Genomic DNA, 16,512 nt, shown 5'->3' on the forward strand with positions numbered 1-16,512 from the left:
AGTGAAACTGGCAAAAAATGATCGCGAAGCGAGGCGATCCGAAGATTGATCCTCGGTCTGCCCAAGCCGTGACGCGCGGTGCGCTGCCCTGCAGAATTCTCCTATGACGCGTCAGCCAGAACTCGCTGAGCTCTACCCCGAAGTCGGCGCGGCCGGGACCCTGGTGGCCGCGTTGCAGCGCGCGCTCGACGAGGCGGGCCATCCGCTGACCGTGGTTCACGAGTCCGCTCCCGGGTGGCGGCAGACGGCGGCTCAGCTGACTGACGGGAATCGGTCGGTGAGCACGCATCTGGCGATCAAGGAGCGCGCGTTCTTGCTGTCGTTTTGGGAGCGGAACGTGCAGATGGCCCACGGGATCACCACCGATCTGGCCGATGTCGCGGGCGCGACCGCGACATGGCAGTCGGGAGCACGGGTCGCGGACCTTGCATCCGCCTGGCCGTTCGTCGGCTACGACCCGATGTCTGAAGCCTACGAGAGCGGCGATCCTGTCGCCATGCAATGGCAGTCCTATCGTGAGCGGCCGAACCTCGACCATGACCTGATCGAGGCCGCCTACGCGGAGTCTGCGCTGCGCATGCTGTTCCCCTTCAGCAGCGTGGGGACGTTGGCCTGGAGCCGCTGCACCCGCTACCCCTACGCAGCTGTCATGGTCGCCGTCGATCCCCGTCGCGACGGGGTCTACCGGGTGCATCTCGGTTCGGGCGCATTCGCATACGCCACAACGCCCCAGGAAGCGATCGCGCTCGTCGTGGCCCACCTACCCCCAGACCTGGGCCCGGCGATCGACGGAACAGCGGACGATCTGCCGACCTAGAAATCGTCCATAAAACATGTCCACCTCTGGCGTCATCGCGGTCGTGGGAGGTGCGGCCAGTGGCACTCTGGCCGCCGTCCACCTGCACGTCGTCCTGATCGACCGGGACGTTCACTGATGCCGAGAAGCTCGAAGCCGCGATCCTGTTCGCGCCCGTCCTCGACCGTGGCCGTCATCCGCCTGAGCAACGTCCCGGTGACTACGACCAGCACCTGACCGTCGAGAACGATGCTTTACTCGTCCGACAAAGCAGACAACGCGCTCAGAGACTTGGCCAGGGCACTAATCGAACGAGGCCGCGGTGTCGCATATCGCGCCTTGCCCACGGCTACGACGCTGGCCTGGGCGTACGTGGGGATCCATCTACACCAGGTCGCTCGTGACCCGTTCGGTGACGGCACGGCGGCCGTCCGGCTGGGCGGCCTGTACGCGCTGGAACGTCCGACAGTGACGGCAAATTGAATGTACGTCCGGAGCGGCTCACACTCGGGTCGAAGAGGCCTGACCCCTCGATTCTGGAGCCGCAATGGACCGTAGGAAATCGGTGCTCCGGCGTGTCACATCCGCCGGAGCCGCCATCCTCGCCCTGGCATTCCTCGGCGTGCCGCCCGCCACCGCCGCGGCCGCGCTGCCGAGCCCGAAGATGCTGACGGCGTACCTCGACCTGGAATGCTTCAGGACCAACGCCTACCAGCCGCCGCCCACCACGCTCATGCTGCGGCACATCAACCCGGTGCTCGCCAACCTGCCCACTGAGATCGTCACGCTCGGCCTGCGCGACCAGTTGTGCGTCCCGGTCGCCAAGAACGACCAGCAGCCCCCGCCGCCCGCGCTCGACTTCATCAAGTTCATCGACCTGGCCTGTTACCGGATCTCCGGCAGCAACGTGGGCATCGGGTTGGTTCTCAGCCACCTCAACCCGCTGTTCCAGAACTTCCCGCGCACCCAGGTATCGATGGGCGGCCCGCAGCAACTCTGCGTACCGGTGATCAAGAACAATGTGGTCCCGCCGGCCGAGGTGCTGGCGCTCGTCCGGCACATCGACCTGAAGTGCTACGGCGTCTTCCCCAACACCCCGATGGGTGCGCAGATCAGCCTGCGCCAGCTCAACCCCGTGCTGGTCCCGCAGATCCCGAACCACCCTGTCCGGGTCGGCCCCGCCCGGCAGCTCTGCGTTCCCGTGCAGAAGGCCGGCGACGTCATCCCCGACCAGATCCTCGGCATCATCCGCTGGATCGACCTGGAGAAGTTCGACCTCGACGTCGCCGCCACGCCCCAGGTCACGCTGACCCTGCGGCACATCAACCCCGTCCTGGCCGGACTCCCGCAGGAGCAGGCCATTCTGACCGGCTCCGGCCAGCTGGCCCTGCCGGTCGCCAAGAACGGCGCCCTCCCACCGGGCTGACCTTCTAGGGATGGGTGGCAACCTGGAATCCCGACACATCGGGAGACCTCAAATGGCATCTGGTCGTCCCTGGGCCCGGCAGAATCGAGGCTCTGCCGGGTCGACGCACGTGCCATCGACGAATTCGGGAGTGGTCAAGCAGGACGTCCACCACTGGGCGTGGGCGTCCGTTTCGACGCAGGTGTCTCCCGACCAGAGGTAACCGGCGTTGGGGTCGATGTAAATCGAAACCACGGCCAAGGGCGAAGTAAACCGCTACTTCCGCTGTGGACGTGGCGAGTACGGTGTGGCTGTGGCCGGTGATCGCGTGCAGCGGCGGGTTACGAGACAGACGCGCGGACGTGAAGGAGCCGATGGTGCCAGGCGCTGTACTGCGAGGCGTGACTCTGGACTGTGCCGACCCGCAGACGCTGGCGGCCTTCTACGGTGCACTGACCGGGATGCGCGAACTGTTCAGTACAGACCAGTTCGCCGCTCTGACGGACGACTCCGGCTGTGATCTGGGGTTCCAGAGGGTGGATGGATACCGGGCTCCCCAGTGGCCAGGCCAGAACGTGCCACAACAGTTCCACCTGGATTTCCGCGCTGATGACCTCGATGCGACGGAAGCGCTGGCCCTGGAACTCGGCGCGGCCAAACCCGACCATCAGCCCGGCGACGGACGCTGGCGGGTACTCCTGGATCCGGCCGGCCACCCCTTCTGCCTGACCTCTTCCTGACATCACCGACCTCAACGGCGACCGCCGGGCTGACTACCTCGTCCACGACACCCTGGGCGGTCAAGGCCTGGTTCAACAACGCCGCCGACTCCGGCCCGGGCAGCACCCCTTGCACGACCGGAACCATGGGCTAGAACGTCGCAGGGCACAGTGCTCGGACGGCTCCAGCGAGTATTGCTCCCGCACCTGGTGCGTACCGACCAATCCGTTCTCATCCCCCTGTAGGAAGAACGGACCGTGGACGCGCCGCACCAACTCGACCCCGACCAGGGCGGCGAGCACGGCGATGGCGAGGGAGATCCAGTTCCCTGCTTCCCTCAGACGAAAAGGCCCGGCCGCGACGGGCGACCGAGCCGTCACGTGATCCCGCTAGTCGACCCAGCCGCCGCAGTTCCAGCCGGATCCGGGTTCACCGTCGTTCGGCCCGGTGAACGCCCAGCAGGCGTGGAATCGCTCGTCGCCGTCCGAGGGCCGTGAGGGGACCGTCCCGGTGTCCATCTCCCTGTACGCGGTCCAGAGGGTGGAGGCGGACGCCTTGTTGGTGGTCAGCCAGCCGTAGCTGCCCCACAGTTGCCGCTCGACCTTCACCCAGATCTTGGGGCAGCAGCTCTCGAAGTTGCTGAGGGTGAGGTGGCCCCTGCGGGTGCTGCAGCTGGTGCCGCGGACGTGCACGCTGAGATTGCCCGCCCACTGGTGGCTGCCGGAGACCTGGCTGGAGCACGCCCGGGCGCTCGCGGGCTGGCTCACGGCAAGCGGGAGGACGATGCCGGCGAGGAGGGCGACCGCCGCGAAGATTGATCGTTTGATTCGCATGGCCGTAGCGTCGATCACGTTTCTTGACATGACCTTGCCAGCGCCGGTCGTGCCCGGAAAAAGGGGTTCTACCTGGCTCTATACCTCATCTATACCCCTGTGTCCGACGCTCGCGATCATGCGGATTCGAGGTTGGGAGTTCCGGCTGCTGGGGCCGGTCGAAGTCGGGCAGGGGAACACGGCGATCACACTCTCCCGGCGCGCGCAGCGCTGCCTGCTGGGCCTGCTGCTGCTGGACGCGGGACACGTCGTCCCGGTCAACCGGCTGCTCGACCTGTTGTGGGACGACACGCCACCGGACAACGCCAGGGCCATCCTGCACAGCCACGTCGCCCGGCTGCGCGGCACGCTCGATCCGGACCGGACCGGTTCGCGGGGGTTCCGGCTGCTGCGTCAGGGCGACGGCTATCTGGCCGCCACCGACATCGGGGCGATCGACCTGTTCCGGTTCCGTGACCTGGTCGGGCAGGCCCGTCGGTCGCCCGGGCCCGGGGCCCGCTCGCGGCTGCTGACCGACGCCCTGGCCTGCTGGCGGGGGCCGCTGCTCGCCGACGCCGCGTCCGATCGGCTCCGGGATCGGCTGGGGGTCGGGCTGGAGGAGCTCCGTCTGGGCGCGATCGAGTCGCGGGCCGAGGCTGAACTCCAATGCGGGCGGCATCGGGAGCTGCTCCCCGAGCTCGCCGATCTGGTGCTGCTGCATCCGCTCAGGGAGCGCCTGATCGGGGCGTACATGATCGCCTTGTATCGCGACGGGCGGCAGCCCGACGCGCTGGCGGGCTACCGCAGGGCGCGCGGCGACTTCGTGCGGGAACTCGGGCTCGAACCGACCAGAGAGCTGCACGAGCTGCACGACCGGATGGCCCGCGCGGACCCCTCGCTCGACTACGAGCCGGTCAGGGCGTCCGCGCGGCGCTGGTCCTGGCGTTACCAGCCGGTGTAGTTCACCTCAGGGCTGGTGAGGTGGTTCTTGAACACGGCGGCGAACTCCTGCGCCCCTCTCTGGGTGGGATGCAGGGATGACCGGCTCGCGCACCGGCCCCCGTCGGCCATGCAGCCGTCCCAGAAGTCGGTGAAGTCGCCGGGACCGGTCTTGGTGAACATCACGGGGTTGACCCACGGGCCGGCGTCGCATGCCCCGTGACCGGCGAACGCCGGCAGGGAGTCGGCGAAGGACACCTCGTTCCCGGCGTCGCGCAGCACCCGTACCGTGTTCTTCGCCTCGGTGACGAAATGAGCGCTGAGCCGTTGCAGCATGCCCACCTCGTCCTGGTCGAAGCGCGAGCAGACCGTGGAGCCGACCACATTCGGATAGCCCATGAGAACGATCTTCGCCTTCTTCCCCCGGCTCCCGTCCTTGTTCTTCGTCTTCTCCTCGATCCGCTGGAGGATATCGGCGACGTTGGCCGGGAGGCCGAACTCCTGTTTGGTGTTGAGGACATCGGTGATGCGGGCCCTGAGCTGGTCCTCATAGGGACTGCCGCCGGCTTTGCAGTTGATCAGGTAGCAGCCGCCCAGGACGTTGGACCAGTCGGCGTCGTTGGCCCCGAGTGACAGGGCGACCAGGGTCGTGTTCTTGGTCAGGAAGCCGCTCTCCAGCTGCGCCGCCTCCCTGAACCGTCCCTCGGCCTTGCCGCGATAGTCTCCCCAGGAGTTGATCGGCTGTCCCGTGTACGAATACTCCGGCACCCACACGTCCCTCGAATCGGCGCCGGAACAGGCCACGAACGCGAAGTCGAGCCGCGGGTCGAAGGAGTCGGCGAGCTGGCCCACGGTCTGGGTCTCACCCGGCAGGACGGTCTGCCGGATCCAGGAGTAGGAGCTGCGGCGGCAGGCGTTCCAGCGCGGCGTCTGGTAGCCGAAATCGGTCTCCGGGGCGTAGTTCCCGACCCCCTCACCCGCGGTGATCGAGTCGCCCATGGCCACGACGAAGTGCTTGGGCCTGTTTCTCAGCACCTGGAAGGCGACCGCGTCCCACGAGATGGCCGCCGAGCCGTCGCCCTCCAGATTCAGGTTGGTGAGCGACACCTCCGGCCGTCCGGAGAACGGGAAGACGCCCAGGTTGTACCAGGCGTTCTGCTCGCGGCTCTGGCTCAGGTAGCGGGTCTCCCGCACGTTGTTGCCCAGATTGATCGTGTACGGGGCCTGCTGGGTCTCCGCGCGCCGCTTCGGTATATGGACGAGCACCCGGGCCCACCCGTTGATGTCCTCGTTCGGCTTCCAGGTGCCGGTCACCTGCATGGTGTTGCCGTTCCTGGCGCTGGTGCGGGTGTAGCCGAACCAGCTGTGCCCGCCGAACCCGTTGCCGAGCTGCTGGAAGTCGGCGCGGGCGGGCACCCGGCCGGCCGAGTCCTGGGCGAAGTCGAACGTCAGGGTGCCGCTGTTGGTCCACTGGCTGTTGTCGCAGCCGCCGCGGACCGCCGGGACGGTCGTGTCGTCGACGATCAAGACCTTCGTCGTGTCCCCGCCGACCACGGGCAGCCCGGCTGTTCGGCATGTCGTCCACTGGTCCTGGGGTTCGGCCCTTTCCGTGCCTCCCCAGGTCGAGTCGTAGCGCAGGGACGCCTCGTGCCCGCACGCCGACGCGCAGTCCTTCCATGCTTTGGAGAAGTGCCACCAGCACTTGAAGTCGGCCCGTTGGCAGGTGCCGCGGCTGTTCCCCGTCACCGGCGGCTGGCACTCGCTGCCCGGCGCGCAGAAGGCGTTGTTGTCGACGATCCCGGTGTTGGAGACCGTCGGCACGATCATGGTGCGGTAGCCCTCGGTGGTCCACCACGCGTAGTTGTAGCCGCCCTCGGCGAGGGTCTTGTTCTGGACCGGGTCCCACCAGGTCTTGGTGATCGGCCACGCCGCCCAGCCGAGGACTTTCTCCTGGTAGGGCCAGTCCTGCGGGTGCGCGGCGTCGGAGTAGTTGTTGTTGTCGAGGAACGGGCGGCGGTCCTGCCGGTAGTTGGAGTTGGCGGGGTTGTTCGTCCAGCCCACGCCCCACGCGCCGTTGTTCGGGGTGCCGTTGTTGTCGTTCTTCCAGGCGTCGGCCTGGGCGTGCCAGCCCGAGTTGTACGCCCACACGGCCATGTACCAGTTCTCGATCTTCGACGGGTCACCGTCGTGGATCTTCGCCGACCCGCCGGTGTCGTTCCAGATCTCGTTCCACTTCTGGGCCAGGGTCGACATGCCGGCCGCGATGTTGGTGACGTAGTCGGTCGCCACCCGCTTCTGCTTGTTCGCGCTCCACTGGGACGCGTCGCCGCGCATGTTGTCGGTCTGCTGCGAGATGCCGTAGCCGCAGTCGGCCTTGGTGAAGTCGACGTCCCAGTCATTGGCCGGGTTGCTGTCGTAGATGTTGACGCCGTAGAAGTTGCCGACCAGCGGATTGCCGGTCTCGCCCTCCAGGACGCTGCGCTGGGCCTGCCACAGGTTCGACTCCTGCGCCAGGATGCCGAACATGACCGACACCGGGATGCGGCCGCCGCCCTGCAGGTCCGGGACGGGGAACTCGCTCTGCGGGTTCCATCCCGGCAGGCCCGTCAGGCCCTTCCAGCCGGCCGGCCGGGACACGGTCAGCCGGTTCTTGAAGACGAGCTGGTCGACGGCCCACTCCACCTGCCGCCAGTGCGGCTGGTAGACCTGGATCGACGGGTCGTTACGCGGGATCGCGCACCGGTAGCCGGTGTCGACGGTCCCGGCGACGGAGGTGGTCACGGCCGGGCCGACCGGTCTGAGGGCCAGCGCCAGCTTGGGGTTGGTGACACGTCCCGAGGCGGCCAGCGGGAGCAGGTCCGCGCCCGGCTGCACCTCGAAGCCGACGTCCATCCTGGTCGTGACGACCTGGGCGGTGATGTCGACCGGCTCCGCGTCGGGCACCTCGGGACTCACTCCACGTTGGTCGTCGCCCAGAACCGACGCGTCCGGCGGTCCCGTGGGCGGGGCGCCCGGCCCCGCGCGCAACCCGCGCGCCGCCGCGCCGGTCACCGCGAGGCCGCCCTCGGACGAGATGTCGGCCGCCGCCGGGGCGTCCAGGAGCGACACGCCCTGCGGCAGTGTCGCCGTGCTGCCGGCCTGGCCGACGAGGAAGACGCGGCCGTTCACGCCCGACTGGACCGTCAGGTCGCCCAGGCGGCCCGCGGCCAGTTCGCGGGTCGTGCCGCCCAGGTACTGCCGGACCTTGACCGACTCGCCGTCGCGGGTGGCGAAGGCGACGCCGCCGTCGGCGGTCGCGCGCAGGTCGAACGGCACCGAACCGGTCGCCGCGAGTTCGGCCAGCTCGCCGCCCGCCTTGACCTCGACGAGCCGGGCCCCGTCGGCCGCCACGACCGTGTCGCCCACGGAGACGGCCGAGGTGAGCTGGCCGCGCGCCACGACGGTCCGGGTCACCCGATTGGCGGCGGTGTCGACCGTGAGCAGACGGGTGGTGGCATGCTTCTCGCTGACGCCCTGGGTGAGCGCGACCGTGTCACCGGCGCCGCAGCCCGGGTTGAAGTAGGCCAGCGTCACCTGGTCACGGAGCTTGGTGACGGCGCCGGTCTTAGTGTCGATGATCGCGGCGAAGGCGCCCCGGCTGAACAGCCAGTCGCGGTTGGTGAAGTGGCGCGGCGCGTAGACGGCCACGATCCTGGAGCCGGATCCGGTGAGGCAGGCGTTGCCGATCCACTGGTCGGTGTCCATGCCAGGCTCGGTGAGCGTGGCGACGGTCCGCCACTGGTAGCCCGAGGCGGCCGACGCGGTGAACACGTGGAATCCGGTCGCGTCGCCGGCCGTGGTGAGAGCCACGTCGGCGGACTTCTGCCAGTTCGCGCCCAGCACCCGGTCGCGTAACTCGGGCTGCACCGACGACGGTTCGAGGGACGGCGGTGGCTCGGCCAGCGCGGGACTCGCCGGGGTGATGACAGGGCTGATCAGGGTGGCCAGGAAGGCGGCGATCAGCAGGAGCCGCCGGGAGGGTCTCATTCCCGGAGCATCCGCAGGCCACCTTGACACGGCCTTGCCACTGACCGCCTGACGCCGAGATCGGTGAGGACGTCACGCGACCGGGCCGACTCGACGGCGAACCAGTCGTGGAAGTCGGGGCCGTCGAGATAGATAGGCGTCCAACGGCGGCGGCAGGTCGCCGACCATTCGGCCGACGCGCTGACCTCCCGGCAGATGCCGAGCAGGTGGGCCCGGTCGGCGTGGACGTGACGTACACCCGATTCCAGCAGGGTCGGCGCGTCGACGTCCGGCAGGCGCTGGGGTGACGCGACGGCGAGCGCTCTGATGCGGCCCGCGCGGATCTGCGGGGCGAACTGCGCGACCCCGCCGACCCCGGCCGCGACTGCTCCTCGATCAGCGCGTTGGGCAGCCCGTCTTTGCCGGGGAAGGCGGCGTAGTCGACCAGCCGGGCGTCGACGCCCAGGCCCTTGGCGATCAGCCCGCACAGGACGTGGTCGGCGCCGCCGTAGGTCCAGACGCCCATCAGGATCGATCCCGTGTTCGCACGCAGCGCGGCGGCCAGCGCGTCAAAGCAGATCCCAGCGCTGGGGCCAGATCGAGCCCAGCACCAGTACCGGAGCACGCGAGCGATCGGCCAGCAGAGTACGCCACGCGGCCGCGACCCGCTCCCTGGCTTCGCCGGGACCATCCGGGTAACGCTGGGTCTCATTCAGCCACACAACCGTCCGAGGGCCCACCGGTGCCAGTTGCGTGAGCACAGCCTCGGGCCGGGTCGGATCAAAAGGGTGCCAAAACTGCCATCCACCTGCCGACCGCAACACGTTCAGGGCCTCCCATCAAGCCCGAGTCTTGCCGGTGGAGGAGCCGCCGACCAGCACCGCCATGCCGCTCCGGCCCGCCAACTCCTGGACAACCACTTCACCCAGCCGCCGGTCATGAGCGCGCGGTCCGCCCGCCGCAGCCCAGCCGGTGCCGGGCCGGAGCCTGGCCGCGCGTCAGGTAGCGGTCGGCGGCCGGGTTACCCGTCGGCGGGAGCGGCACCACGGGGACTTGGCCGCCCAGCGGCCGTACGCGGCGATGACCGAGACCGGCAGGCCCGCGGCATGTGCGACGGTCGCTTCCCCGCGCGCAGACTGTGCGCGGTGACCGCCTCGGCGGTTCGGAACGCCCGCCCGGATGGCCAGATCGCCGACGATGACATTCACCGATTCGCCCGTCAGTGAGAGCCGATGGTGCTGTGCCGATCAACCCGGCGTAGCAGCTGCCCGCCGCCTTGTTCTTTGTCATTCGTCATGCCGTCCGGTACCAGGCTGATTGGCCTGGTCCCGTCGGCATCGGCGATGGCGGTGACGGGGTTGCCGAGCACGCGGGTCGTGATCACCCGGCAGCTGCGCGACGGAATCCTGTGAATCGAGGTGACCGACAACGGCCGGGACGGAGCCGACGGCCGATGCGGAAGCGGCCTGAAAGGCCTGGTCGACCGGTTTTCGATGGTGAACGGACGGCTTCCTTTTCCTGCTCACAGCCCGGTGGGCGGCGGCACCCAGATCCGAGCAGAGATCCCATGCGAGTGATGCTTGCCGACGACGCCGTCCTGTTACGGGAGGGCACCGCACGAATACTCACCGAAGCGGGCTTCGAGGTCGCCGACCAAGCCGGGGACGCAATCGGTCTGCTCGACCTGGTGCGCCGTGACCCGCCCGCCGCCGCGATCATCGATATCCGCCTGCCGCCGGGCCACTGCGCCGAAGGCATCGAGGCCGCGGCTGAGATCCGCAGCTCGAGCTGGTGAGTTGCTTCACGAGAAAGGTAGTTCGTGCGCCCACTTGTTCGAGCTGGAGTTCCAACGATATTCGTCCTCGGTTCGCCAAGGCCTATTCGGCGAATCAGGTTCGCTTCTAACCCATCGGATCGGCCGTTCGATCGAGCCGAGCACGATCTCTTCAGGCACGCCGTTGATTTTCGCCGTGATGACGAGTGACCCTTCGTAGAGGAAGTACGGCTCCGAGGCGAGAACGATCTGCCCCGAGGCTGATTCCTGACCGCTGAGCTTGAGCGATCCTGGCGGGATTGAGAAGCGAAGATCCTGATTGAACTCGTGCACCTCTGTTTTTAGGCTGCGGGTGTCGACAGCAGCCCTGAAACCAGCGTCTCCGCCCGAGCCGAACTGGCAGCGGAAGATGGTGCTGTCTTTCGGCAGAGGCTTGCGGTTGAACACCTTCGGCTCGATCGAAGTGATCGCCACTACCTCTGCCTCGCCCGAGGTCATGCCGACCTCGATCGCCGGATTGATGCCGTAGACCCGAGGCTGGGCAGCCAGCCAGTCGGCCCATACGTCACAGTGGCCCGAAAGATCGTCTGGACCGAAAGGTGGCGGCGTTGGCAATGCGGAGACCGGCCCAGCAAAGAGGTAGTACGACGCGTAGGGCCAAGCGATCGATACATCGCCCAGGCGGGCAGGTGTGGTAGGCAACACCGTGCAGTTCGCGGTAGCACCAATGCCCTGGGCATTGCACTTGTTGCCGTCGCCGCTGATCACATTGTTCTGTACCGTGATCGGCTGCGGAGGATCGTCCTGAAGGATCGCGACGGCAACGGTCACCCCCACTGACAGGACTCCAACAATCGCGGCCACACCCTGCCACCACGGACGACCGAGAAAGAGCTTCATGCGGGCAGAGTATTGTGACGTGAGTAGATTCAGGACGAGTTTCATCGTGCGATATAGAGGTGTGATCCACGGTGGTTTAGTTTCGGTCTGTCTCAAGGTGCTAAATTTTGCATGGCGATGACTAGGAGCTGTTCGAGATTCGGATCTAGGTAAGAGCCGGTGGCAAACTGGTATGGCTGATGGAACCCGCATGTGGCGCGTTTTGATGTGACCGATACCGAGTGGGTGCTGATCGAGCCGTTTCTGCCGGTGGCGGCCACCGGACCGCTGCCCCGGTGGATGCGTGATCAGATCAACGGGATCCTATGGCGGTTCCGCACCGGGTCGGGCTGGCGTGACGTGCCGGAACGCTGTAGGCCCTGGTCCACGCTCTACTCCCGCTTCAGCAGCTGGGCCAAGGCGGAGGCGCTCCAGGAACTGATGGATAGCCTGATCGCCGAGGCCGCCTCGCGGGGGCAGGTCAGGCTAGAGCTGGTCAGTGTGGATTCCAGAATCGTGCGGGCGCATCAGGACTCGTCCGGACTGGCGGTGGCCAGGGAGACCATGGACGCGCTGGAACAAGCCCTGACCGAGGAAAGGGGACTCCGTTGGAGGAGCAGCCCCCGTGCTGCGGGTGATGCGCCGCAGGTCACACCCGGCGAAGGAGAGCAGGCGGATGGTGGGGCTGCGCCGGGCGATGCGGACATAAGCCAAGATCGTGCAATCGCACGGCGGCGCCGCAGAACTCCTCGCGATAACAGAAATGCTGCGCCGCTGTGCCAAGATTCTGCGTCCTCGATCGAGGAGTCTGCCTGGATCAGTGCACCTTTCCGCTGGTCAGACCGGTAGAAAGCATGCGTTCGTGTCGCCAACCCACGGAAGGCGATCGCGGTCGAGGGGATGAGTCAGGGTGTTGAGAGCGCGAGCGGGGGAACGGGACGTGCGCGGGGGTCAAGGTGTCGCAGGTTCAAACCCTGTCGTCCCGACCAGATTTCCGGCTGGTCGTGCGGGCGGGAGGGCGGTCCCGAGAGGCCGATTCAGTTCCCGGCGAACGGCGTTCAATCGGATGGCGAGGTCCTGGTCGACGGCCTCGATCGCGCCGAGAACGCCGCGCCGTAGAAGTACCTGGTTCCAGAGCACACCACGGCCGAACTCAAGCAGTTCTACGGCGGAGTGTCTTCTGCGGGCCTCGATCGCGGCGGAGGCGGCGACAACGGTCGTACCGCCCCTCCTGACCAGTTGGGCCTCCTGGGTGGCACGGTCAAGGCCCGGCCAGGTGAGTTCGGGCAGCAGCCGCACGGCGGCGGCATATCCGTCTGCGGCGATCTCGTCCAGTTCACCGGCCTCCGCCATACCTCCCCAGGCGAGTGCCGCTTCCATCCGCAGTTCCGGTGGAGCGGCGACCAGTTCGACGATCTGCCGGCGAAAGGTGAGGACGTCGGCGAGGTCCTGACGGTCGTGGGTGAGTGGAAAGCGCCCGAGCAGGGCGTTGCTCAGCACGGCGAGCGCCGCCGCACGGCCCGGGTGCTCCGTGGGGAATCCGGCGACCGCAAGCCGGGCCTGGTCCACCGCCTCGTCGGCGTCGGCCCGGTCGGAGGTTCGGCTGAATCTGCTGGTGAGCGCGGCGGCCAGGTTGGAGCGGTAGACCGGCCGATTCGGCGAGTCCGCCGCGACCAGTCGGCGCCCTATGTCGATGGCCTCGTCCAGCGCGCCCGGAACCCGCCGGGAGATCGGTTGGTCCAAGATGGCGGCGAGGTTGGCGAGGAGGCCCGGTACCCTGCGATGGCCGTCTGGAAGTGACGTGACCGCCGCATAGGCGGTCGCCACGGCCTCTTTCCAGACCTGCGCGCCGCCTGTCCGCTGATAGTCGCGCAGCAGGCAGTTCGACAGGTTCGACAACACGACCGTCCGGGCTGGATGGCCGGTCGGTGTGGCCCCGAGTGCGTCGCGGGCGGCCCCGGTCGCCTGGTCGAGGTCGGCGGCAACCTGGTAGAGGTCGAAGCGCAGCCGCAGCAGTTCGCTGAGGTTCGACGAGATGCCCGGCCGGTCGGGGTGATCGGGTGTCAGGCCGTCGACCGCTTGCCTCGTGGCGGTGATCGCCTGGTCGAGGTGGATGCGTTCGCCCGTGGCGGTGAACCGGTCGGCGGCGACGTTGGCCAGGCCGACCAGCCGGTGTGATCGCTCGGGATCATCCGGGGCGGTGGCCCGCACGGCCCGCTGGGCATGGGTGATCGCGGTGGCGAGGTCCTCATCGTGGCCGAGCGCGGCGAACCGGGCGCGCAGCAGCGACGCGAGGTTCACGGCATACCGCGCACTGGCAGTGCCCGACGCGGGGGCCGTGAGCAGCGCCTCCTCGGCGGCCTCGATCGCTGCGGCGAGATCGGGGGTTGCACTGGTGGCGTCGTACCGGGAGGAGAGCGCCGTGGAAAGCGCGGCAAGACGCTCGGGGCGGGCGGGATGCCGCACCGGGGTGTCCTGTGCGGCTTGACGGCACACGACGATCGACTCGTCGAGGACGTCGCGGTCTCCGGTGCGTTCGTACCATTGTCGTAGGCAACTGCCGAGTGCGGACAGGTGCCGAGCCCGGTCCGGATCGTTCCGGTCGCTGTCGTCGACCGCGAGGCGAGCGGAGCCGATCGCCTCCTCCAGATCGGCGTCCGAGCCGATGAGGCGTGCCCGGTCAGCCAGTGCCAAAGCCAGATTGGAGCGGTAGAGAACTCTCTGCTGGCCGGCGAGGGCCGCGGAAACCGCCTCTCGGGTCAGGTCGATGGCCTCGTCCAGATCCGTCGGATCGCCGGACGACGTGAAGCGGGTCCTCAGCGCAGCGGCCAGGTTAGACAGATGTCCGGCCCGATCCGGCGCGGGCTCCGCCACCGCGCGGCGCCCGGCCTCGATGGCGCGGTCGAGATCGGCCTGGACGGAGGTGCGTCGGAACCGGATCGCCAGTGCGGAGGCGTGGTTCGACAAATAGACGGCGAGGTGACGGTGCCCCGGGCCGGCGGCGTCGACGGCCGCCCCGAATCGATCGATCGCCGCCGAGAGCGCGGAGGGATCGCCGGTACGACCGTAGTCGTCCATATGGGCCAAGGCTTCGTCGGTGGCGACCGCGGAGGGATCCGGATGTGCCATGGCGAACTCCTTCGCTGGACGCACGTCCACCTTAACCAGGATCGGCCGTCGCCATCGGCGGACGTTGGAGTGCGGCGCCGACGCGCTCCAGAGCCGATGCCAGCGCGGGGTCGGCGGCGCGAACCCGGTCGAGGTCGCCGCGGGTCTGCAACGACATCGTCCAGAGGACCGCCCGGCTGCGTTCGAGCATCGCCGCCGCCGTGCCGGGCAGGCCGATGCCGAGGCAGGCGGCGGCAGCCGCGCCGGGCACTCCCCGATGTCCGGCGAGCAGCCGTTCCCGGTCGGCACGAGCGACGCCACGCCAGGCGAGCAGTGGAAGCAGGTCGATCACCGCATCGTAGGCGGTGACCGCGTCCTGGCCTCGACCGGTGCGGACCGACAGCTCCGCCCATCGGCGCCCAGCGGCCACCCGGTTTCCCGCTGGCGAACCGGACTCCGCCACCGCGGCGGACCATGCCCTCACGGCCAGGTCACGCTCTCGCTCGTCACCCGTACGGTCGAACAGAGACTCATGGACGATGCCGATGTTCAGCCCGGCCGCCGCCCGAAGCGGGTGGCCCGCCGGCAGGACGGACAGCGCCGCTTGGGCGTGGGTCAGTGCTGATGCGACGTCGTCGGTGTTCCGGGCCTGCCGATGCAGGGCGATCGCGAGGTTCGACTCGTAGGTCGCGTGGCCGGGATCGCCGGCATGGGCGTCCTGCCGGGCTTGTCGCAGCATCATGACCGCACGGTCGAGGTCGTCGGGTGACTCGGTGAGTTCGTGTCGGCTCAGCAGCGCCATGGCGGCGTTCGACAGCCGGCTCGGCCGGGCGTTATGACCGCTGGGGGTGGCCGCGACGGCCAGCTCACCACAGGCGACCGCATCGTCGAGATCCGGCCCGGCGCCGTCGTGGCCCAGCTCGCCCCGGACCCGGAGCATGAACCCCAGGTTGGACAGGTACATCCCTCGATAGGGGTCGTCGGCACCCGCGCGTGTCACCGCCTCGGCAGCCCTTTCGATGGCCTGGTCGAGATCGGTGGCATCACCATGGCGTACGTATCGGGTCTGGAGCGCGCTGGCCAGGTTGGACAGGCGCGTTGACCGGTACGGGTGGTTCTGTGGCGTATGCACTGCGGCGTCGCGGCAGGCCGTCAGCGCCGCGTCTAGATCGGCATTGCTGCCGGACCAGTCGGCGCGGGCGGCCAGCGCACTACCCAGGTTCGCCCGGCAGGTCGCGAAATGCGGGCTCTCCTCGAGCGCATGATCGGCCGCCGACCGGCAGTTCGCCACGGCCGCGTCGAGGTCGTCCGGGTCGCCGGCCAGGAAGAACCGGCTCAGCAGCGCCGAGCCCAGGGAAGTTCGCAGTACTGCGGCCGCCGGGTGACGGCGACCGACCTCGGCCGCCCTGCGGTGCAGGCCGATCGCCTCGTCGAGGTCGGTGGGATCGCCGAAGCGTTCGAAGCGGCTGTGCACGGCGTCGGCGCAGGTGTTGAGGTAGGTTGCGGCGTCGCCGTCATCCGGCCTGGTGGCGTCGACAGCCCGGCGGGCTGCGCGGATCGCGTCGTCGAGATCGTCGGTCGACCCGCTTCTGTCGGCGCGGAAGCGCAGCGCCAGCGCGAGATTGGACAGCCTTCCGGCCCGGTCGGGGTGATCGTCGTCGGTGCGCTCGGCGGCCCGGGCGAGGACGTCGATCGTGTCGTCGAGCAGGTCGGCGCCAGCGGTGGACTGCGCGGCCGTCAGCAGGGCCGCACCTCGCTCGGCGAGCAGGTCGGCGTCGGAGGCCTCCGCGGTCAGCTGGTCGACCAACGCGGCCGGAACCAACCCGGGATCGACCTCGCCGACGGCGTCGAAGATGGCCCTGGCGGCGACCAGTTCCGGCTGTGCGCCGGTCGCGGTGTAACGGCAGAGGCGGAGAAATCCGACGGTCAGGGCCGTATCCACGGGCACCCCACCGTTGGGCGAGGTGTCCAACAGGAGCTGGGCCAGGTGAAGCGGCTCGTCGCCCAGGATGACGGCGCCGTCGCGCGTCTCCAGGTAGGTGGCGATCAACGTGAGCAGGCGGTCGCTGGACAA

General features: G+C 68.5%; 13 protein-coding genes. 6 read left to right on the forward strand and 7 right to left on the reverse strand.

Features of this window, described 5'->3' with window-relative positions; all coding sequences use genetic code 11:
- Positions 1-103: 103 nt before the first annotated feature.
- The 3 genes from ACYQ78_RS08640 (at position 104) to ACYQ78_RS08650 (ending at position 2,941) form a co-directional block, all read left to right on the forward strand.
- Positions 104-817, forward strand: coding sequence for a DUF6193 family natural product biosynthesis protein (locus ACYQ78_RS08640; RefSeq protein ID WP_459800204.1), 714 nt, complete (start codon positions 104-106; stop codon positions 815-817).
- A 526-nt stretch (positions 818-1,343) separates the two neighbouring features.
- On the forward strand, positions 1,344-2,222 hold the full coding sequence (locus ACYQ78_RS08645) for a hypothetical protein (protein ID WP_459800205.1): 879 nt from the start codon (positions 1,344-1,346) through the stop codon (positions 2,220-2,222).
- A 272-nt stretch (positions 2,223-2,494) separates the two neighbouring features.
- Positions 2,495-2,941 carry a VOC family protein gene (locus tag ACYQ78_RS08650; protein ID WP_459800206.1) on the forward strand — a complete coding sequence of 149 codons (447 nt, stop codon included), beginning with the start codon at positions 2,495-2,497 and terminating at the stop codon, positions 2,939-2,941.
- 369 nt (positions 2,942-3,310) lie between these two features.
- Here the strand turns inward: ACYQ78_RS08650 and ACYQ78_RS08655 are convergent, their stop codons facing one another.
- Complete coding sequence (locus ACYQ78_RS08655; RefSeq protein ID WP_459800207.1) at positions 3,311-3,754, reverse strand: hypothetical protein; 444 nt, start codon at positions 3,752-3,754, stop codon at positions 3,311-3,313.
- Positions 3,755-3,872: 118 nt separating this feature from the next.
- Here ACYQ78_RS08655 and ACYQ78_RS08660 point away from each other — a divergent pair, with 118 nt between their 5' ends.
- Positions 3,873-4,694: an AfsR/SARP family transcriptional regulator gene (locus ACYQ78_RS08660; RefSeq protein WP_459800208.1), complete on the forward strand. Its 822-nt coding sequence runs from the start codon at positions 3,873-3,875 to the stop codon at positions 4,692-4,694.
- Here the strand turns inward: ACYQ78_RS08660 and ACYQ78_RS08665 are convergent.
- The 3 genes from ACYQ78_RS08665 to ACYQ78_RS08675 form a co-directional block, all read right to left on the reverse strand.
- Positions 4,679-8,698 carry an SGNH/GDSL hydrolase family protein gene (locus ACYQ78_RS08665; protein WP_459800209.1) on the reverse strand — a complete coding sequence of 1,340 codons (4,020 nt, stop codon included), beginning with the start codon at positions 8,696-8,698 and terminating at the stop codon, positions 4,679-4,681. The two genes, ACYQ78_RS08660 and ACYQ78_RS08665, sit on opposite strands and share 16 nt — an antisense overlap.
- The gene (locus ACYQ78_RS08670; protein WP_459800210.1) at positions 8,695-9,165 is read right to left on the reverse strand and encodes a hypothetical protein; all 471 of its coding nucleotides are present in this window, start codon (positions 9,163-9,165) and stop codon (positions 8,695-8,697) included. The genes ACYQ78_RS08665 and ACYQ78_RS08670 overlap by 4 nt, the downstream gene beginning before the upstream one ends.
- A gap of 731 nt (positions 9,166-9,896) precedes the next feature.
- A complete protein-coding gene (locus ACYQ78_RS08675; protein ID WP_459800211.1) occupies positions 9,897-10,061 on the reverse strand; it encodes a hypothetical protein in 165 nt (54 codons plus the stop codon).
- A 192-nt stretch (positions 10,062-10,253) separates the two neighbouring features.
- On the opposite strand from ACYQ78_RS08675, the gene ACYQ78_RS08680 reads away from it, so the two are divergent.
- Positions 10,254-10,472: a response regulator gene (locus ACYQ78_RS08680; RefSeq protein WP_459800212.1), complete on the forward strand. Its 219-nt coding sequence runs from the start codon at positions 10,254-10,256 to the stop codon at positions 10,470-10,472.
- Between the two features lie 6 nt (positions 10,473-10,478).
- On the opposite strand, the gene ACYQ78_RS08685 is transcribed toward ACYQ78_RS08680, so the two are convergent.
- Entirely contained in the window at positions 10,479-11,351 is an 873-nt protein-coding gene (locus ACYQ78_RS08685) for a hypothetical protein (RefSeq protein WP_459800213.1), read from the reverse strand.
- Between the two features lie 192 nt (positions 11,352-11,543).
- Between ACYQ78_RS08685 and ACYQ78_RS08690 the strand changes: the two genes are divergently transcribed.
- Positions 11,544-12,179 (forward strand): transposase, encoded by a 636-nt coding sequence (locus ACYQ78_RS08690; RefSeq protein WP_459800214.1) that lies wholly within the window; start codon positions 11,544-11,546, stop codon positions 12,177-12,179.
- Positions 12,180-12,281: 102 nt separating this feature from the next.
- On the opposite strand, the gene ACYQ78_RS08695 is transcribed toward ACYQ78_RS08690, so the two are convergent.
- Both ACYQ78_RS08695 and ACYQ78_RS08700 read right to left on the reverse strand, forming a co-directional pair.
- The gene (locus ACYQ78_RS08695) at positions 12,282-14,459 is read right to left on the reverse strand and encodes a hypothetical protein (protein ID WP_459800215.1); all 2,178 of its coding nucleotides are present in this window, start codon (positions 14,457-14,459) and stop codon (positions 12,282-12,284) included.
- A gap of 31 nt (positions 14,460-14,490) precedes the next feature.
- The gene (locus ACYQ78_RS08700) at positions 14,491-16,512 is read right to left on the reverse strand and encodes a tetratricopeptide repeat protein (RefSeq protein ID WP_459800216.1); all 2,022 of its coding nucleotides are present in this window, start codon (positions 16,510-16,512) and stop codon (positions 14,491-14,493) included.

This window comes from Herbidospora sp. RD11066, assembly GCF_054661255.1.

Coding starts and splice junctions, on each gene's coding strand:
- ACYQ78_RS08655 (WP_459800207.1), bottom strand. CDS start 3,754: ATGCGAATCAAACGATCAATCTTCGCGGCGGTCGCCCTCCTCGCCGGC.
- ACYQ78_RS08645 (WP_459800205.1), top strand. CDS start 1,344: ATGGACCGTAGGAAATCGGTGCTCCGGCGTGTCACATCCGCCGGAGCC.
- ACYQ78_RS08680 (WP_459800212.1), top strand. CDS start 10,254: ATGCTTGCCGACGACGCCGTCCTGTTACGGGAGGGCACCGCACGAATA.
- ACYQ78_RS08660 (WP_459800208.1), top strand. CDS start 3,873: ATGCGGATTCGAGGTTGGGAGTTCCGGCTGCTGGGGCCGGTCGAAGTC.
- ACYQ78_RS08640 (WP_459800204.1), top strand. CDS start 104: ATGACGCGTCAGCCAGAACTCGCTGAGCTCTACCCCGAAGTCGGCGCG.
- ACYQ78_RS08665 (WP_459800209.1), bottom strand. CDS start 8,698: ATGAGACCCTCCCGGCGGCTCCTGCTGATCGCCGCCTTCCTGGCCACC.
- ACYQ78_RS08685 (WP_459800213.1), bottom strand. CDS start 11,351: ATGAAGCTCTTTCTCGGTCGTCCGTGGTGGCAGGGTGTGGCCGCGATT.
- ACYQ78_RS08695 (WP_459800215.1), bottom strand. CDS start 14,459: ATGGCACATCCGGATCCCTCCGCGGTCGCCACCGACGAAGCCTTGGCC.